Annotated in this window: 22 protein-coding genes; 5 read left to right on the top strand and 17 right to left on the bottom strand. The window is 51.2% G+C overall.

Annotation, left to right across the window (positions count from 1 at the left end; all coding sequences use genetic code 11):
* The first annotated feature begins 2 nt into the window (after positions 1-2).
* Positions 3-170 carry a DUF2256 domain-containing protein gene (locus IPK01_04540; protein MBK7932761.1) on the top strand — a complete coding sequence of 56 codons (168 nt, stop codon included), beginning with the start codon at positions 3-5 and terminating at the stop codon, positions 168-170.
* On the opposite strand, the gene IPK01_04535 is transcribed toward IPK01_04540, so the two are convergent.
* Positions 146-886 carry a molybdopterin-dependent oxidoreductase gene (locus IPK01_04535; protein ID MBK7932760.1) on the bottom strand — a complete coding sequence of 247 codons (741 nt, stop codon included), beginning with the start codon at positions 884-886 and terminating at the stop codon, positions 146-148. The genes IPK01_04540 and IPK01_04535 overlap by 25 nt on opposite strands.
* Positions 887-1,026: 140 nt before the next feature.
* Positions 1,027-1,725, bottom strand: a complete 699-nt coding sequence (locus IPK01_04530) for a cytochrome b/b6 domain-containing protein (protein ID MBK7932759.1) — start codon at positions 1,723-1,725, stop codon at positions 1,027-1,029.
* 163 nt (positions 1,726-1,888) lie between these two features.
* Here IPK01_04530 and msrB point away from each other — a divergent pair, with 163 nt between their 5' ends.
* Positions 1,889-2,446 (top strand): peptide-methionine (R)-S-oxide reductase MsrB, encoded by a 558-nt coding sequence (msrB, locus tag IPK01_04525; GenBank protein ID MBK7932758.1) that lies wholly within the window; start codon positions 1,889-1,891, stop codon positions 2,444-2,446.
* 77 nt (positions 2,447-2,523) lie between these two features.
* Here the strand turns inward: msrB and IPK01_04520 are convergent, their stop codons facing one another.
* From IPK01_04520 to IPK01_04505, 4 genes are all read right to left on the bottom strand, one after another.
* A complete protein-coding gene (locus IPK01_04520) occupies positions 2,524-2,817 on the bottom strand; it encodes a Fe(2+)-trafficking protein (protein MBK7932757.1) in 294 nt (97 codons plus the stop codon).
* Between the two features lie 154 nt (positions 2,818-2,971).
* On the bottom strand, positions 2,972-3,427 hold the full coding sequence (locus IPK01_04515; GenBank protein ID MBK7932756.1) for a peroxiredoxin: 456 nt from the start codon (positions 3,425-3,427) through the stop codon (positions 2,972-2,974).
* 338 nt (positions 3,428-3,765) lie between these two features.
* Positions 3,766-4,635: a radical SAM protein gene (locus IPK01_04510; GenBank protein ID MBK7932755.1), complete on the bottom strand. Its 870-nt coding sequence runs from the start codon at positions 4,633-4,635 to the stop codon at positions 3,766-3,768.
* Between the two features lie 99 nt (positions 4,636-4,734).
* Positions 4,735-5,355, bottom strand: a complete 621-nt coding sequence (locus tag IPK01_04505; GenBank protein MBK7932754.1) for a DUF2721 domain-containing protein — start codon at positions 5,353-5,355, stop codon at positions 4,735-4,737.
* Between the two features lie 135 nt (positions 5,356-5,490).
* Here IPK01_04505 and IPK01_04500 point away from each other — a divergent pair, with 135 nt between their 5' ends.
* Positions 5,491-7,068 carry a serine/threonine protein kinase gene (locus IPK01_04500; GenBank protein ID MBK7932753.1) on the top strand — a complete coding sequence of 526 codons (1,578 nt, stop codon included), beginning with the start codon at positions 5,491-5,493 and terminating at the stop codon, positions 7,066-7,068.
* A gap of 2 nt (positions 7,069-7,070) precedes the next feature.
* On the opposite strand, the gene IPK01_04495 is transcribed toward IPK01_04500, so the two are convergent.
* The 8 genes from IPK01_04495 to mqnC all read right to left on the bottom strand — a co-directional run bounded on the left by IPK01_04495 (position 7,071) and on the right by mqnC (position 12,936).
* Complete coding sequence (locus IPK01_04495) at positions 7,071-7,445, bottom strand: DUF962 domain-containing protein (protein ID MBK7932752.1); 375 nt, start codon at positions 7,443-7,445, stop codon at positions 7,071-7,073.
* Between the two features lie 30 nt (positions 7,446-7,475).
* Complete coding sequence (locus tag IPK01_04490; GenBank protein MBK7932751.1) at positions 7,476-8,330, bottom strand: fatty acid desaturase; 855 nt, start codon at positions 8,328-8,330, stop codon at positions 7,476-7,478.
* 97 nt (positions 8,331-8,427) lie between these two features.
* Positions 8,428-9,531, bottom strand: coding sequence for an alkaline phosphatase family protein (locus IPK01_04485; protein ID MBK7932750.1), 1,104 nt, complete (start codon positions 9,529-9,531; stop codon positions 8,428-8,430).
* A gap of 36 nt (positions 9,532-9,567) precedes the next feature.
* A complete protein-coding gene (locus tag IPK01_04480; GenBank protein ID MBK7932749.1) occupies positions 9,568-10,068 on the bottom strand; it encodes an SRPBCC family protein in 501 nt (166 codons plus the stop codon).
* A gap of 3 nt (positions 10,069-10,071) precedes the next feature.
* Positions 10,072-10,407: a hypothetical protein gene (locus tag IPK01_04475; protein MBK7932748.1), complete on the bottom strand. Its 336-nt coding sequence runs from the start codon at positions 10,405-10,407 to the stop codon at positions 10,072-10,074.
* Positions 10,408-11,223 carry a hypothetical protein gene (locus tag IPK01_04470; GenBank protein ID MBK7932747.1) on the bottom strand — a complete coding sequence of 272 codons (816 nt, stop codon included), beginning with the start codon at positions 11,221-11,223 and terminating at the stop codon, positions 10,408-10,410. It abuts the gene before it with no gap.
* 63 nt (positions 11,224-11,286) lie between these two features.
* On the bottom strand, positions 11,287-11,766 hold the full coding sequence (locus IPK01_04465; protein MBK7932746.1) for a hypothetical protein: 480 nt from the start codon (positions 11,764-11,766) through the stop codon (positions 11,287-11,289).
* A 3-nt stretch (positions 11,767-11,769) separates the two neighbouring features.
* Entirely contained in the window at positions 11,770-12,936 is a 1,167-nt protein-coding gene (gene mqnC, locus IPK01_04460) for a dehypoxanthine futalosine cyclase (protein MBK7932745.1), read from the bottom strand.
* 157 nt (positions 12,937-13,093) lie between these two features.
* On the opposite strand from mqnC, the gene IPK01_04455 reads away from it, so the two are divergent.
* Both IPK01_04455 and IPK01_04450 read left to right on the top strand, forming a co-directional pair.
* Positions 13,094-13,597: a DUF1905 domain-containing protein gene (locus tag IPK01_04455; GenBank protein ID MBK7932744.1), complete on the top strand. Its 504-nt coding sequence runs from the start codon at positions 13,094-13,096 to the stop codon at positions 13,595-13,597.
* Between the two features lie 11 nt (positions 13,598-13,608).
* The gene (locus IPK01_04450; protein MBK7932743.1) at positions 13,609-14,028 is read left to right on the top strand and encodes a hypothetical protein; all 420 of its coding nucleotides are present in this window, start codon (positions 13,609-13,611) and stop codon (positions 14,026-14,028) included.
* Here the strand turns inward: IPK01_04450 and IPK01_04445 are convergent.
* The 3 genes from IPK01_04445 to IPK01_04435 form a co-directional block, all read right to left on the bottom strand.
* Complete coding sequence (locus IPK01_04445) at positions 14,010-14,240, bottom strand: hypothetical protein (protein MBK7932742.1); 231 nt, start codon at positions 14,238-14,240, stop codon at positions 14,010-14,012. The genes IPK01_04450 and IPK01_04445 overlap by 19 nt on opposite strands.
* Positions 14,241-14,318: 78 nt before the next feature.
* A complete protein-coding gene (locus tag IPK01_04440; GenBank protein MBK7932741.1) occupies positions 14,319-15,152 on the bottom strand; it encodes a menaquinone biosynthesis protein in 834 nt (277 codons plus the stop codon).
* 3 nt (positions 15,153-15,155) lie between these two features.
* The gene (locus IPK01_04435) at positions 15,156-15,440 is read right to left on the bottom strand and encodes an N-acetyltransferase (GenBank protein ID MBK7932740.1); all 285 of its coding nucleotides are present in this window, start codon (positions 15,438-15,440) and stop codon (positions 15,156-15,158) included.
* Positions 15,441-15,495: the final 55 nt, after the last annotated feature.

The raw sequence follows: 15,495 nt of genomic DNA, 5'->3' as shown, positions 1-15,495 counted from the left end.
AAATGAAAATTCGTTTTACAAAATCTACGCTTCCTGAGAAAGTCTGCATCCGCTGCAATCGGCCATTTTCCTGGCGAAAACGCTGGGAGAAGGTCTGGGACGAGGTTAAGTATTGCTCCGAAAGATGCCGCAAGACCAAGCCTGATCAGTGCCCTGAATACCAATCATAATCGTATTCCGCCCAAAAATCCCTTGGACGTTCGCTGGTAAATTCGATACGGCCGATCCGTTTGATCTGCTTGATGCCGTATTTTGTTGTACTGGCAATACGCAGAGGAGCTCCATGTTCAGGACTTAACGGGGCACCGTTCATTTCGTACGCCAGCAGGGTCTGCGGATGAAGAATGCTGGGCGTGTCCCAACCGACGTAGTAGAGATCGTCGGGCGTCGTCAAAGCGACATAGGACGGCAACGCCGCTACGCCGCCTGGGTAGTACTTTTCCGCAAAATCCGAAAACCGTACGCCGGCCCAACACACGATGGTGCTCCAGCCTTCAATGCATTTGAATTCGGTGACCATTTCGGTCCGCGGCATGTCTTTGATGTCATCGAGCGTTAGTGTCAGGTCATCAGTTCGACCGGCGAGGCCGCCGACATTCAATTTCCAACCCGCGAGATCGACCGCGTCGGCCATACCTTCGAAACCGTTTTGCCGGGCAGGTACGGTAACACGGTCGGGCGGAAATTCGGGAGCAAGCCGTTTGGGGCTGTATAAGATCTGGCTGATGCGTTCGTTGAAGGAAAAAGCGCGATTGTAAAGGTTCTTTTTGGTTTCGTCACTTATCGAAAGCCAGCCGAAAATGCCCGCCAGCGATGAAATTCCCCCAGCCAAAAAGCTCCGCCGCGAACGCAACGACATTTGTCGTTTTGCGTCTTCGACGGACATCGGCTCGCTGAGGTAACGGCGCTCGTTCAATGCTGACGCGGTATTGTCTGGATCGTCAGGATACGAATCGACGGTGCGGCCCGTACGTTTCTCAAACTCGCGTACCTTTTCGAGCAGTATCTCGCGTTTGTCTTCGTCGCTCATGCTGCGGCCTCCTCGATAGTATCAGTCGTTTCTGGTTCAACTGCATCGACGATGTCATAACCCGTGATCATCGAACGAAAATTACTCCAGCCGGCTAAGGCGACTTGGATCACATGAATGGTGAAGAAGAGAACAAACAGTATCGTAAGCCAAAAATGCACCCAACGCGCCCACTCGTAGCCGCCGAATAACGCCGTAAGCCACGCGAGTTGAAGCGGTTTGTAGATCGCCAGGCCCGAGAAAAGCGAACCTGCTCCCATTACGATCACGGTCGTGTAGGCGATGCGTTGGGCATCGTTGTATTTGCCCTGCGGAGGCTTTTGCTTGACGATGTGAACGTCATGCAATGCGACAAGCGGAGCACGTTTTAGCGATGCCGGAACCGGACAGATCGCTCGCCATTCTCCAGACACAATGGTGTAAATTACATATACCACACCATTTACGGCGAACAGCCACATAAAAAAGAAATGCACCTGGAGGCCTTCGGCGAGGCGTTGCGGAATGCCGAGATATTCGTAGAACCACAACGGGAAAAACTTGAAAAGCTCATAGCCGAACAAGCGAACTCCATACACCGGATTCGCCCAGTAGATAAGCAAGCCGCTCCAGATCATCGCCGCGAGTAGCGGGAAATTGACCCAGTGCAGCCAACGGACAGCGAGCGGGTGTTTTCGTTCGAGCTGCTTTGCCATAAACAGATATTCGTCAAAATTATGCTCTTAGTTTCCAGGTATGTAAACGAACCGCCGATATTGAGATCCGGACGGTCGCTACTCGATCTTGAATCCGGAAGAATCGGCTCGCCGAATTTGATAACGGGGCCAAGTATCGATCCTGATCTGATACATTTAAATTATGAAACTCAAATTTATCTTTGCGCTATTTTCGTTGGCAATTGCGGTGACGGTGTTTTCGTCTTGCCGTTCGGCGGTATTGGAACCGACCAGTGAAAAGGTCGTTGAGCCTACTCCAAAACCGGCAGTTCCCGCGTCCTCAGTGTCTTCGGATGACGTGTTTGACGGCAAAGAGATCGTAAAGACTGAGGAAGAGTGGAAAAAGCAGCTTTCGCCCGATGCCTATTACGTCCTGCGTGAGGAAGGCACCGAGCGAGCCTTTACCGGCGAGTACGACAAAAATAAGGAAGAGGGCGATTATTATTGTGCCGCGTGCCGTCTCAAGCTGTTTTCGTCGAAATCAAAGTTCGATTCCGGAACCGGTTGGCCTAGTTTCTATGAGCCGATCAACAAGAAGAACGTGGTGGAAAAGACCGATCGCAGTTTCGGCAGCGTCCGAACCGAGGTCGAATGTGCGCGGTGCGGTTCGCATCTCGGTCACGTGTTCAATGACGGCCCACAGCCGACAGGCCTCAGGTATTGTATGAATTCGATCTCGTTGAAGTTTGAGACGAGATGACGGAACGCAGGCAGCCTGAGTGCGTTGACTGCTCTAATACGAAAGGAAGCAGGCTGGCAGCCTGCGTTCCGACAGTCCTACCAGTTCACCGATCCCTCTTTCGACGTGTCGATCTGTGTCAGTTCGACGCCTTCGTTGTAGAAGAAGATGTTCATGTTGTCGAACAAGAACTGGTGCGAATCGGGGTTCGACACGTCGAGGCCGAAGTGGTTAATGAGCTGTTTTTGCTTTTCCTGCCACTCTTTCCAGCAGTCCTTACACATCTCGCTGCCGATCTTTTGACCAAGCTCGGTCGGAATCGGCGCAAAACCGATCGGTTCGTTTTTCAGCCCGCAACGCCCACACTTAAATTTATCTCCAAATAATCCCATAGGAAAATGTTACCACAGAGAGCACGAAAGGGAATTTACCACAGAGTCACGGAGGACACGGAGGCTAAAAATTGATGGTGAACTGCGGCATTCCCTTTTGCTAAAACCTCTTTCTTACTCTGTGACCTCAGTGTCTCTGAGGTGAATTTTCTTATCAATATCCGTTCGCGAGTATGATCGCTGCGAGAACATCATCGTCGGACGGCTTGAACAAGCTGACCGCTTGTACCTTATGATAGGCGATCTTGCCTTCGCCGTCGATGACGACCACGCCGCGGGCCGAGCGGCCGGGCAGCCAGGACTTCATATCGTACATTTCCGAGACTTTTCGATCCGCGTCAGATAGCAGACGCAGCGGTAGTCGATTCATTTCGGCAAAGCCTTTATGAGAGTCGACCGTATCAGTCGAGATCCCAACAACCTCAGCTCCGGTCGCCTGATACTCCGACCAATGGTCCCGTACCGAACAAAGCTGCGCCGTACAAACCGGCGTATTATCGCCCGGATAGAAAAGCAGAACGACCGTCTGTCCAATGTAATTACTTAGTGACCACGAATCGCCGTTGCCATCAGTTAGTGTGAAATCTGGTGCCAAGTCCCCGATCTTCATAGTTTAGCTCCCTATACTTACTGTCCGAACCTTTCCAATTTCAGTATCGAAATCCACATCTAAATCGAGATCGATCAGAGTGTTTGTATCAATATGATAACGAAATCTTAAAAAACCATCTTTCGGATCGTGTTTCGAGTCACACGGTCCTAGTAGTTCTACTACTTCGTCTGGTGACTTGCTATTCAGCAAACCGATCCGCTTGAGGTCGTATACCATTCGTCCACGGTCTCGTTGACCACCAGCTTTCCACTTCGCCGAATCGAAGCTCTCGTTATTAATTACAAAGCCGCACGAAATGGAGCTGATGAGTATCAACGATGAAATGATTGATTTAATCATTGAAAATCCCTTATATCCCTAAACGGTTTTTCCGCATCGGTGAAATCCGGGCGATAGTAGTGCGACGCCGATTCATATTCCTGCATAAAGCCTTCTTCGATGCCAAGGTCGTTTAGCACCGAGACCGCCTCGAACCATTCGCCTTCGGAGATGCGGCGGGATAGGAGGATGTAGCGATCGTCAGTCGCGGCTTTGTTGGTGGCGTAGTATTGGGCCATGAGCGAGATTGCTGTTTTGGGGCTAAGCTCATCGCGGATCCAACGGAGGTTGTCCTCGATTCCGGCGATGTCGTTTGGGAGGACGAGAAGGCGGATCATCAGGCCCTGCCTTAAAAGGCCGTCGTCGCCGAACACGAGGGAGTCGCCCATTTGGCGGTGCATTTCTTTGATCGCGGCACGGGCGTGTTCTTTGTAATCGCGGACCTTGGAATATTGGAAACCGGCGTCCGAATTAGCGTATTTGAGATCGGGAAGATAGATATCGACTATGCCGTCGAGCAATTTCAGAACCTCGACCGAGTCGTATGCGTTTGTGTTATAAACGATCGGCAGGCGTAAGCCCTTTTCCGCAGCGATCAAAATCGCTCTAGCCATTTGCGGTGCGAAATGCGTAGGCGAGACGAAGCCGATATTGTGGCAGCCTCGGTCTTGCAGTTCGAGCATCATTTCGGCGAGGCGTTCGTGCGTGATCTCGTTCTTTTTCTGCTCTTTGTGGGTTTGCGAGATCTGGTAATTTTGGCAATAAACACACCGAAGATTACAGTTGCCGAAAAAATATTTCCGGCCCCATTTGTGCCGCTGAGGCAGGGCTCTTCGCCGAAATGTGCGGTGTAACTCGAGATTATCGGTTGGCGACCCGAGTAGCAGGCGGCGATCTCATCATTCAAACGGTCGTTGCCGCAGTCTTTCGGGCAAACGGTGCATGAACGCAGCAAGTTCTCAAGAGCTTCGACTCGTCCTACAAGCCTATTCTCCGCCAAAAGTTTTAGGTATCTTGCGTCCATTCTTGATCCTGGCGAGGCCCATGCCCTTGACCTTGCCGTGAGGAGTGTATTTGATGGCGACTTCGCGAGGAGCGACTTCGCGGGCGAGTTCCCAAGTGAAATCCATCTCAGCATTGACCGTCGCCGTCGCCATTCGCGTCTCGCGGATCATAAGAATTGTGCCAACAAAGAGGAACATAATACCGACGATACCGATCGGGATCGGCAGCCAGCGGACATAGTTAAATATTGCCGCAGCCGCGATCGTAACGCTGCAAAGCACAAACATGCCCAAGCCGTAATAGAACATTTCCATCGCCCGCTGGAGTATTCGGGCACGGCTCGTCACCTTGTCGAGCAGATCGACCATTACCTCGACGCGTTTATCATAGAGCGGCACGTCGTCCTTGTCTTCGAGATAGATCAACTCGCTGAGGCGTTCCTCAAGCTGGCGAACACGGTCGATCACACGTCCGAGCCGAGTCGATGTCGAAAGCACAAGCGAACCCGTCGCCGAGATCAACAACGCCGGCGTGACCATCGCAGTTAGAAATTCGATGGTCGAATTGAGAGCGTCCGGATTTATGAGCTCATTTGCCAGCATATCCTCCGAATTCTACTCTATTTGTGTCCAAAACAGAATGTCGCCAAGATGGCCCGCGGCAGTTCATATATTCAAGATCCCGTATTTTTGACTACCCACCGATCCGGTTTTGACATATAATCTGCGCCACCCGTTATGTTCATCGCGGATCAACAGATCGGCCCATATACACTTATTCGCCGCATTGGAAGAGGCGGTTTCGGCGAAGTGTGGCTCGCTGAGCGGCGTTCGCAGTTTTTCTCGAAAAAGCTTGCGATCAAGCTGCCGCTAGATGAGCAGGTCGATCTGAAAACGATCAGTCAGGAAGCAGTACTCTGGGAACAAGCCAGCGGCCATCCAAACGTGCTGCCGATCATTGACGCCGACGTTTACGACGGCCAGATAGTCATCGCCAGCGAATATGCCGAAGGAGGTTCTTTAGCAGACAAACTGAAGCTTGAGGGGGCACTGCCGCCGGTCGAGGCAGTTCAGTTAACGATCGGTATCTTAAAGGGGCTTGAGTTTCTGCATGGACGAAAGATCATTCACCGCGATGTCAAGCCTGAAAACGTTCTGCTTCAGGGCGAAACTCCAAGGCTGGCGGATTTTGGCATATCGCGTGCAATGCAATCTTCATCAAACAGCGCGTTGGTGGCCGGAACTGACGCCTATATGTCGCCGGAATCGTTCAAGGGAGAGCGCAGCGCTCAAACCGATATCTGGTCGGTAGGAGTCGTACTCTTTGAATTACTCAACGGCGGGCTCCCTTTTCCGCAAGAACATCCGTCTGAGCGGATGTACGCGATCTTGAGTGATGAGCCGAGGCCTCTAACGGTCGAAGCGCCGCGCAGGTTAAAGGCTATTCTCGAAAGATCATTAGCAAAATCCCCGGACGTTAGATACAGGTCGGCTCGTGAAATGCGTGATGATCTCCGGTGGGCGTTAGGTGAATTTTCGCAGGCATCAACGGTCATAGGGCCGTCCGTTGTTGATCTCTCGCCTGATCAGCCATCACCCGCAACATCACCGAGCGGGAAACAGATCGAACCACCGAGGCCGACAGCTCTGGTCATGCCGCCCGCCTCGGGACCAAGTGACGGGCCCGGCTTATTCGGGCAGTATGCGGATCAGTCGATCGATCAGAAACCTAATTGGCCGTCTTTTGTCACCGTCGCCGGCGTGATGGTTGCCGTTCTTGCGTTGAGCGTTCTGGGGGCAATGGCACTCGTGAGTTTGAGAATAATCAGATTTTCCGATCCGCCATCCGATCTGACTGAGAATTACATGCCTTCGCCAACACCAATTCCGTCGTCGACGCCAACTCCGACCCCAACTCCAACGCCGACCGCGAGCGTTACACCTATACCGCCGGCCGATCGCGAAGGCCGTTACACCGGTTCTTACGGTTCTGCTGAAATTTCGGCAGCCGATGAAAAAGGATTTACGTTCAGGTTGAATACGGGGAACGGAGCAGGGGGAATAGGTGAGCTTGATGGGAAGGCTTTTTGGATCGAGCCGACGACTGCCGTTCATACCAACATACCTGATCAGGAGCACTACGACGACCCGGAAAGTATCTGGTATAAGAAGAAATGCAAGGTAACGTTTAAGTTTTCCGGTACGCAGCTGAAGACAATAGACGGTGGCGGCCCGTGCCTTTACTACCATGGAGCCGGGTCTACTCTCAACGGGACATTCGTACTAAACAGATCGAAAGCAAATAGTGCGCATTAGCGTCATCGAACATCAACAGATTCCGCGTTGGTAGTCGTGTTTGCTTGAATCGCGCCGGTCACCCGCTTGACTTCGCGGCCCATACGGCCGGTGGCCATGTACCACATCATCTTGAAATCACTTATAAATGACCACAGCGGAAATCGGAAACTGGCCGGTCGATTTTTCTCAACGACAAAATGTGCAAACCATGCGAACGCATAACCGACGATGAAAAATGCAGGAAAGAAATACCACTGACCGCGTACGATGAAAAATACCAATAAGGCGATACCCAACGACGTACCGATGAAATGCAGGGCTCGAGTCAGCGGCAGACTGTGTTCAGAGACGTAGAAGTCCCAAAATTCGGTGTAGTTTGTCGGATTCGTAGTCATAAACGGCCTCCGAAGCCGAAGAATAATACGTTATGCTGCTTGTTTCAATTCGATGGGGGGCGTCTCGGCGGCGAGTTTTATATTTTTTGCCCAGCCGAGACGTTCGAATATGCGGATCGCGATCCAGTTCATATCAAATTGATACCACTCCGTGCCGTGCCGTGCCGAGGTCGGCCACATGTGATGGTTATTGTGCCAGCCTTCGCCAAAGGTAAGAATGGCAACGAACCAATTGTTTGTCGAAAGGTCGCCGGTGTCATGTGGGCGTTTCCCGTAGATGTGCGAGAGTGAATTGACGAACCACGTCGTGTGCCAGCCAAATACAACTCGTGCCGCTACTCCCCAAACGACCATCGTCCAACCGCCGATCGCAAACAGAATAAACGCAGAAATGATGATCGGAAGGTAAAAATACTTTGAGATCAGCACCTGTCCCTTGTCTTTCAAGAGATCCGGAACGTAACGCTTCATCGTTGCCGAGTCATGGTCCTGAGCGGTTCCCCACAAGACCCAACCGATCTGCGGCCACCAAAAACCACTGCGGGCCGAATGCGGATCTTTCTCGGTATCAACGAATTTGTGGTGCATCCGGTGCGTTGCGACCCATTTGTCGGGCGGATCCTGCATCGACATCGTCCCAAAGATCGTAAGCAGATATTCGAGCCACTTCGGTGCCGTAAACCCGCGATGCGTCAACAATCGATGCCATCCGAGCCCAACTCCGAGGCTGCCGACGATCCAGTTGCCGATCAAAAGAGCCGCCAGATTTGACCAGCTAAAAGTAAAGATAACCGGAACTGCCGCAAGGTGAAAAAATGTTACGATCGCGACATTTTTCCAATTGAAACCGGTTCGCTTGCTTTCGAATTCGAGGACGTTTTGCATTAAAGATATAAAGGCGCAGCTAAATTAAGACAATATTAGAGTAACAGTTCAGGAGCGAGCGGTTTGTAATAGTTGGGTAAGAATTGCGGTGCCGAAGCTATTTCATAATAAAAAGCTGCTTGATCGGCTTTCCCGCCTGCGGATTCTGTTCGCTGTAATCCAAGGTCAGAAACCGGCAAAGCGTTGCGGCGGCTTGGTTCTGATAGATGGTGTCGGAATTTTTCCATTCGCCGCGAAGCTCTGAGTCAGGACTTACAAAAGCCATCCAGATATGCTGAGCCTCGGGCACCTCTTCGCCGTGATCGAACCAATCTTTTGTTGAGTTTCCGCGACCGTGATCGGTCGTAATGATGATCGATGTCTTGTCGCGATAGGCCGGATCGTTTTGGACGAATTCCCAAAGCTCTTTTAAGAAGTCATCCGTCAATTTCAAGGCATCGAGCACGCGTTCGTAGTTTTTGTCGTGTGCCCAATCGTCTGTTTCGCCAAGGCCAAGATGCACGGCTCTAGGGCGAAACTCCTTCATGTGAGCGAGGGCGAGTTTGAATGTGTAATAGTCGTGCCGAACGCTCGGCCACGGGCTGAGCGTTTGGAATTGCGTCCGGCTAAGGTCGGCTATTTCTTTATTTTTTGACTCGTACTCCTCGTATCCGGCGTTGACCATAAACGATCCGGGTTTGTTGGTTGCTATCCGATTGAAAACCTCCCACGAAGAGAAATCTACGACCTCGTTGGCGTCGAGTTTCAGCTTCTTCTGCAGAAAATCGAGAACCGACGGATACGGATTTTGACCGAAGCCATTGCTATTAATCACGTCGTCATGGGCTTGGCCGGTGAGTATCTCCGAATATCCGGGATATGAGAACCAAAGTTTGTTGGTCGTCTGGATCGAGCTTTTGAGTTCGCGATTGCCGGCGATCGAGCCATGCGACGCCATCAGTGTGCCCCAGAAAAACGGCATCAACCTTTCCCGCCGAAGTTTCGGCGTTGTCGCCCAAAATCGTTTGTAGGCCATCGTCTTTTCAGCATTCTTGTCGGCCGAGATAAAGATCTCCTTGTCGAGGCCGCCAAATATCTCCTGATTCCGCGCGCCGTCAAGCGTTATCAAGATGACATTCTGAGTTTTGCTTTGTGCCCAGATGTCGAAGGTGCTGATGACAATTAGCAACAAACTGACTGGCAGTAGGATCGATCTCTTCATATACCGAAATTGTAGCTCGCTCATGTTGTCAAAAGCTTACGGCGAAGTAATTTTGTTTACCAGAGCGGAATTTTCAGCACAGAAAACACCGCTTTCGGCAATTTGTTTTAGCTTTTTGTTGCGGGTGGTGACCAATTTGCGTAGGTGCCGCTCAAGAACCAACTTGTCCACGATCTTGCCCAAAAATCCCAATGGCGATCTCCAGATGATGGTGTCGCGCAATAATGTACCGCTGCGGACGCGGATAAATTCGTGGATGTGTTTGAAAGATTTGAAACGGCCCTCGATCATTTCGTCGACAAAGAGTCGCGGCCGTTCAAATTCGGTGACCTCGACCGTCAGTCGCTGCCGCATACCAAAATGCGACCCTTCGAACGTAACCGTTTGTCCGACACCGATCATAGCGACGCTCACGCCCGCAACTGCCTCTTCATGTGTTTGAGAAATTGTTTCGGTATGGAGCCGAACATCCCGCATCAGGTCGAAACAAACCTCTGCAGGCGCGTGGATCTGTGTCTCGATGAATATCTCGGGCATTGATCAGAAATTTACTCTAACTAACTCCGCCACACCGACGCCGATCAGAGCAGCAACTATCTCAAGGACGATCGCGACAATTGTACAAACCGGCACGGCAACGGAAGCCGCAAACAGAAGCGAGAACTCCTTTTTGACGAGTGCACCGGCGAAAAAATAGGCCGCAATACCGGCTAAAACCGAAACGATCAGCCCGAGAGCCACGAATACTCCGAGGCCCCACGCCGCATCGCCCTCGCTATAGCCGTTCATCGCAATTATCATGAACGCTAAAACAACGACCCCGACGGCGATGCTGAGCAACAGCGTGAGCAAGAGTGCTGCGAGCTTTGCGGCCATCTATTTTCCGATCTGCACCCAACTACCGTTCGACGGGCTTATTCGGTAGAGTTTTCCGTCATGTTCGATCGAATAGAGCGAACCGCCTGTGTTGAAGAACCACTTGGTTCTGCCGAATTCAGATTTCCCGATCTGTCGCCACGTGCCGCTGTTTACATCGGTCTCAAAAAGGGCTCCATTAGATTCGACCGTATAGAGTTTGTTCGCCAGTAGGGTGCCTCGAAGGGTATTGATCCAATCTCCTGATTTGCCGATCTGACGCCACGCTCCGTTACCGGCATTGATAGCGTATAGGCTGCCGTCTTGCTCGATCGTGATGAGTGAATCGTTTGAGCCAAACAGAAATTTCGTCCTGACGAATTCTGCTTTTCCGACCTGCGCCCACGCTCCGCTCATCGGATTTGTGCCGTAGAGTGCGCCGCTCGATTCGATGGTGAAAAGCCGCGTGCCCGAAAATGCAGCCGCGATCGAGTTTTTCCATTCACCGGCCTTGCCGACTCTCACCCAAGAACCATTTGACGGATCGACACGGTACAAGCTGCCATCCGCCTCGAGCGTGAAGAGGTTTTGCGGCCCGGCGACCATCATCTTTGTATTCCCAAACTCAGCCTTTCCGATCTGAACCCAACTTCCGCTGCTCAGGTCGGTTCGGTACAATGCCCCACCTTTTTCAATACTGTAAAGGCTGCCGTCGAGGGCTGCCAACGCTATCGTATTCGACCAGTTGGCCGCGTTTACGGGCCGATTAGCCGTACCGGCCAAGACAAAGATCGCGACAAAAAATAGACTCCAAAACACCTTCGTAGGTACTCGCATCTGTCTGCTCCTTAAATTGTAGTTAAGTTGATACAACGCCAATATCGTGGCGGGAAGATAATATCACAATGGCTCATGGGTTTTCTTCTCGTATGAATCGTAAATACTGAAGGAAATAGAAGTGCAAATTCCGCTCAACACAATGAGAAAAAGCGTCGAGTAAAGAATCCACAAGGCCAACTGATCGCCCTCAGACTGATTTTCTGTGCGGCCCAGAAGAATGTTCATTGCCTCCCAGAGCATGAATGCGGCCGTGAATAAAATAGAACCCACCATTGAAATAGGAAACCAAACAGACACTTTCGTCGATAGCGTTTTCGCAGATTTCCAAGTAACTAGTGCAGCCGCAAGGTACGCAAAGACGGATACTGCAAATATCTGCCAATAGCTAACCATCTCATCGATCGTCGTCGTAATGAAAACCGGGTGATATGAGATAAAGGCGAGGAGCAAGAAAGAAAAAATTGGGCAGAAACTCGCTACTGAGCCGACGAAGTTCGTTGAGCGCAGATCGTATCCAGAGAAATGTGCACCTTCATTCATATATCAATCAGCAAATGCGACGCTTAGTTGCTTGAGCGGCATCGATTTTTTTTGATCCAGGAAATCAACGTTTTCGCGGTCGATGTAGTTGTAGAGAATGTCACGCTGCTGAGGGCGGTAGCCGGCTTCGCGGATCTGGTATCTTAGGTCGCGTTCGTTGGCTTCGTTTTCGGCACCGGCGGCGGAGACTACGTTTTCTTCGATCATGATCGAGCCCATGTCGTCGGCACCGAAGCGGAGGGCGGTTTGGCCGAGCTTGAGGCCTTGGGTGAGCCAAGATGCCTGAATGTGCTGGATGTTATCCAAAAATAATCGCGATACGGCGAGCATTTTGAGGTAGTCGATGCCGGTTGGTTCTTCGGTAATTTTGCGGCCTAGTGCGGTGTTCTCGCGTTGAAATGTCCACGGGATAAACGCCGTGAACTCGCCGTAATTCGGGTCGACGGCTTTGTTCGCGAGGGCCTCGTCCTGTACCTGACGGATTCGCTCAAGATGTCGCACGCGGTGCTCTATCTTATCTCCGATGCCGAACATCATCGTGCCGGTCGAGATGAGCCCGACCTTGTGAACAGCACGCATCACGTCGAGCCACTCCTGGGTCGTGCATTTGGTCGAAACGCGTCGGCGAACCTCGTCATCCAAAATTTCGCCGCCGCCGCCGGGCATTGAGTTGAGACCTGCGGCTTTCAGACGTCGAAGGATCGTTTCATAATCCAGCTTGGAGATCAGCGAGATGTTGTGGATCTCGGGCGGCGAGAAACAGTGCAATTGAAAATTGGGATATTTTGCGTGCAGCGTAGAGAGCAGGTCTTCGTACCACTCGATACTAAAATCCGGATGCAAACCGCCCTGCATCAGGACACCCGTTCCGCCGAGTGCTATGGTCTCGTCGATGCGAGCGCAAATTTCGTCTATCGAGTGCACGTAGGTATCAGGTTTGCCCGGTCGGCGGTAGAATGCGCAGAATGTGCAGACGACGTTGCAGACGTTCGTGTAATTGATATTGCGATCGATGATGTAGGTGACGACATCGCCCGGATTTTTGCGTTGGCGTATTTCATCCGCGGCAAGTCCGATGCGGACAAAATCACGTGATTCGAGTAGTGCGGTTGCATCATCGGCAGTCAAACGCTCGCCGCTGAGGGCCTTGTCTAATATAGGTTGGATCATGGTTGCCACTTAATTCTCATTCTAACAAAGCTCGGTCGGAATTCACTACAGAGACACAGAGGTCACAGAGAAATCGAAGAAGGCAAGGAAGGTTTCCCGGATGTTCTCTATGTTTCTCCGTGTTCTCTGTGGTGAAATAGTCGCAATGGCGAAAAGTGTGAAATTTGAAACGACCCTTACGAAATCGCCCATCGATTCGGGCTGGCATTTTCTAATCGTCTCGAAAGAGATCGAGAAGAAATTCGGTTTCGAAGGGAAATCAAAACGTGTTGTTTGTGCTATCAATGGCGGCGAAGCCTTTCAGTGTGCGTTATTGCCGTCGGGCGAAATATTCTACATTATCGTCAACAAACAAAAGCGTGACGCATTGGGAATCGTTGCGGGCGATACGGTTAGCGTTGAGCTCGTAAAAGACGAGAGCAAATACGGGCTTCCCATGCCCGAGGAGTTTCGCGAGGTTTTAAAACAGGATGCTGAAGGCGACAAGCTTTTTCATTCACTGACGGCCGGCAAACAGCGTTCGATCCTCTATTTTATTGGCAAGCCCAAGGACATTGACCTGCGGATACATTATTCTCTGATCGTCATTGAACATATTAAGGAACATGGCAAGGTGATCGACAAGGTCTTGTATGACGAGCTGAAACGGCCAGTGCTCTGAGTTGAGAACGAATGACCAAGGAACTGAAAATTCTTCAGGCCGAATACAACGAGCTATGTCAGCGGGTCAGGCCGTATGATGGACAGTATACGATCTTAACCGAACGCGAGGATGTGGGCGTTGCTCACGTCGAATTCACGGGCGGCGAATATCACTACATTGTTACCGAACGCGGCCTCGATCTTGAACGAAGATCGACTGCCGACCGATGCGAAATACTGTATTGGATGATCTACAGTCTCACGTTTTGGATGGGCGTGGAGTTTGAGTTCAAAAATCGCATCGAGGGGCCTGATTCGCGGCGAATGATATTTGCCCACTGGCTCGAACAGATGAAAAAGGCCGATCAGGCGATGGCTGATCGGCTCGAGATTGATATTGCCGAGATATTGGCGAAAAATCCTTTTATTGATCAGGACTCTTCGGGCTGAATCTTTTCGGTCTTTCTATTAACAAAATACGCAACCGCACCAAAAACGCCGGCCATCACCACAAACACAACTCCGATCACCGGATCATTTGGCAAAGCATTTCCCTTAAAGCCAATACTCAAACCGAACAAATAATTTAGAAATGTACCGAGTGCTGCGAGTGCAAATGCCACGACGCCGAGATTGACCGCAATGACAAGAAAGTTTTTCATAACCTAAACGCTCCAAATAGTTTATTGATACAACGTCAATTGAACGTAAGGATTCGGCAGTTCTTGCAGCAAGTTCGATTAGAGAAACTTCAGCGGGCTATTTCGATCGATCAAACCGTGTTTTTCAGCAAGGCTGAAATACAGCTCCATGCCCAGCTTCATCTTGTCATCGATCGAGTACAAGATATTGCTTGAGAGGTAATCCTGCATTTCGCCGGTGCCGAGATGGATCTCGGATTCGTAATTGGCGACGATCTCGTTAATGTGGGCCAGGCCTTCGTCTCGGGCGGCGGCGAAGTCGATACCGACGCTATCGCGTCGCGTCATCCACATTGCGAAAACAAATCCGAGACCGGTGTGTTGATGCCACAGATCTGCAAGGTCAAACTTTCGTATTTCGGTCGTTGGTCTTAGGTTTTGGGTTCGCGAATCCGCGATCCGCGATCCGCGATCCGCAATTTTTAACGCCGGATCGCCGATCAACAACGCTGCATCAGTATCCGCAAGCATCGATCCAATGTTCGGCTGAGCATCTTTCCATTCGGGTTCAAAGCCCAGAAACTCGCGAAAGAGGATCTTGGTCAACGCGACCGATGTCCGTGACGACACATCGAGTGACACGCTGCGAACATCAGCGAGGTCCATTCCCTTTGTTACGAGACAAACGCTGCGGACGCGCGTCCGGGCTCCGACGCAGACGTCCGGGATGAGGCGAACGCCATCGAGCATCTGATAAGCGATCACCGGAACCAAAGCCGCATCGACGCGGTCCTGAGCCAGTAATTCGGCTGAACGTGCCGGTGCGGTGTCCATTATGACCTCGACGTTTCCTCGATTCCTGCCGTACAGGAACGACCACACAAGCGGTGCGGTGTTCGAATAGCTCGAAGCTGATATGCGCGGTGTCTGCATATATTATCCGCCGAACACGTCCGCGTAATCAGCGTTTTCCTTGAGTTTCCTGAGAGCGAACGAACAGGTCGCGAAGATCTTCAGACCTTTGCCGCGAGCGTAACTGACGGCCTCGGCGAGCAATTTGTCGCCGATCTTTTGCCCGCGAAGGCTTTCATCGACTTCGGTATGGTCAATGATAAATCCGCTTTCGCCCGCGGCCACGTACGTCATTTCGGCCACACGTTTACCGTCCGTCTTGATCAGAAATGCACCTCGGCCGCCTTTTTCTATATGTTTGATCTCCATATCAGTTCAAGCCTAAGTATAAACCTCCGTCGATTGCAAATCTTGTGTGCGATAG

The sequence above is a fragment of the Acidobacteriota bacterium genome (assembly GCA_016713675.1).
Taxonomy (GTDB): Bacteria; Acidobacteriota; Blastocatellia; order Pyrinomonadales; family Pyrinomonadaceae; genus OLB17.
Note: the sequence above shows the minus strand (reverse complement) of the source record. Positions and strands in the feature narration are given on the sequence as shown.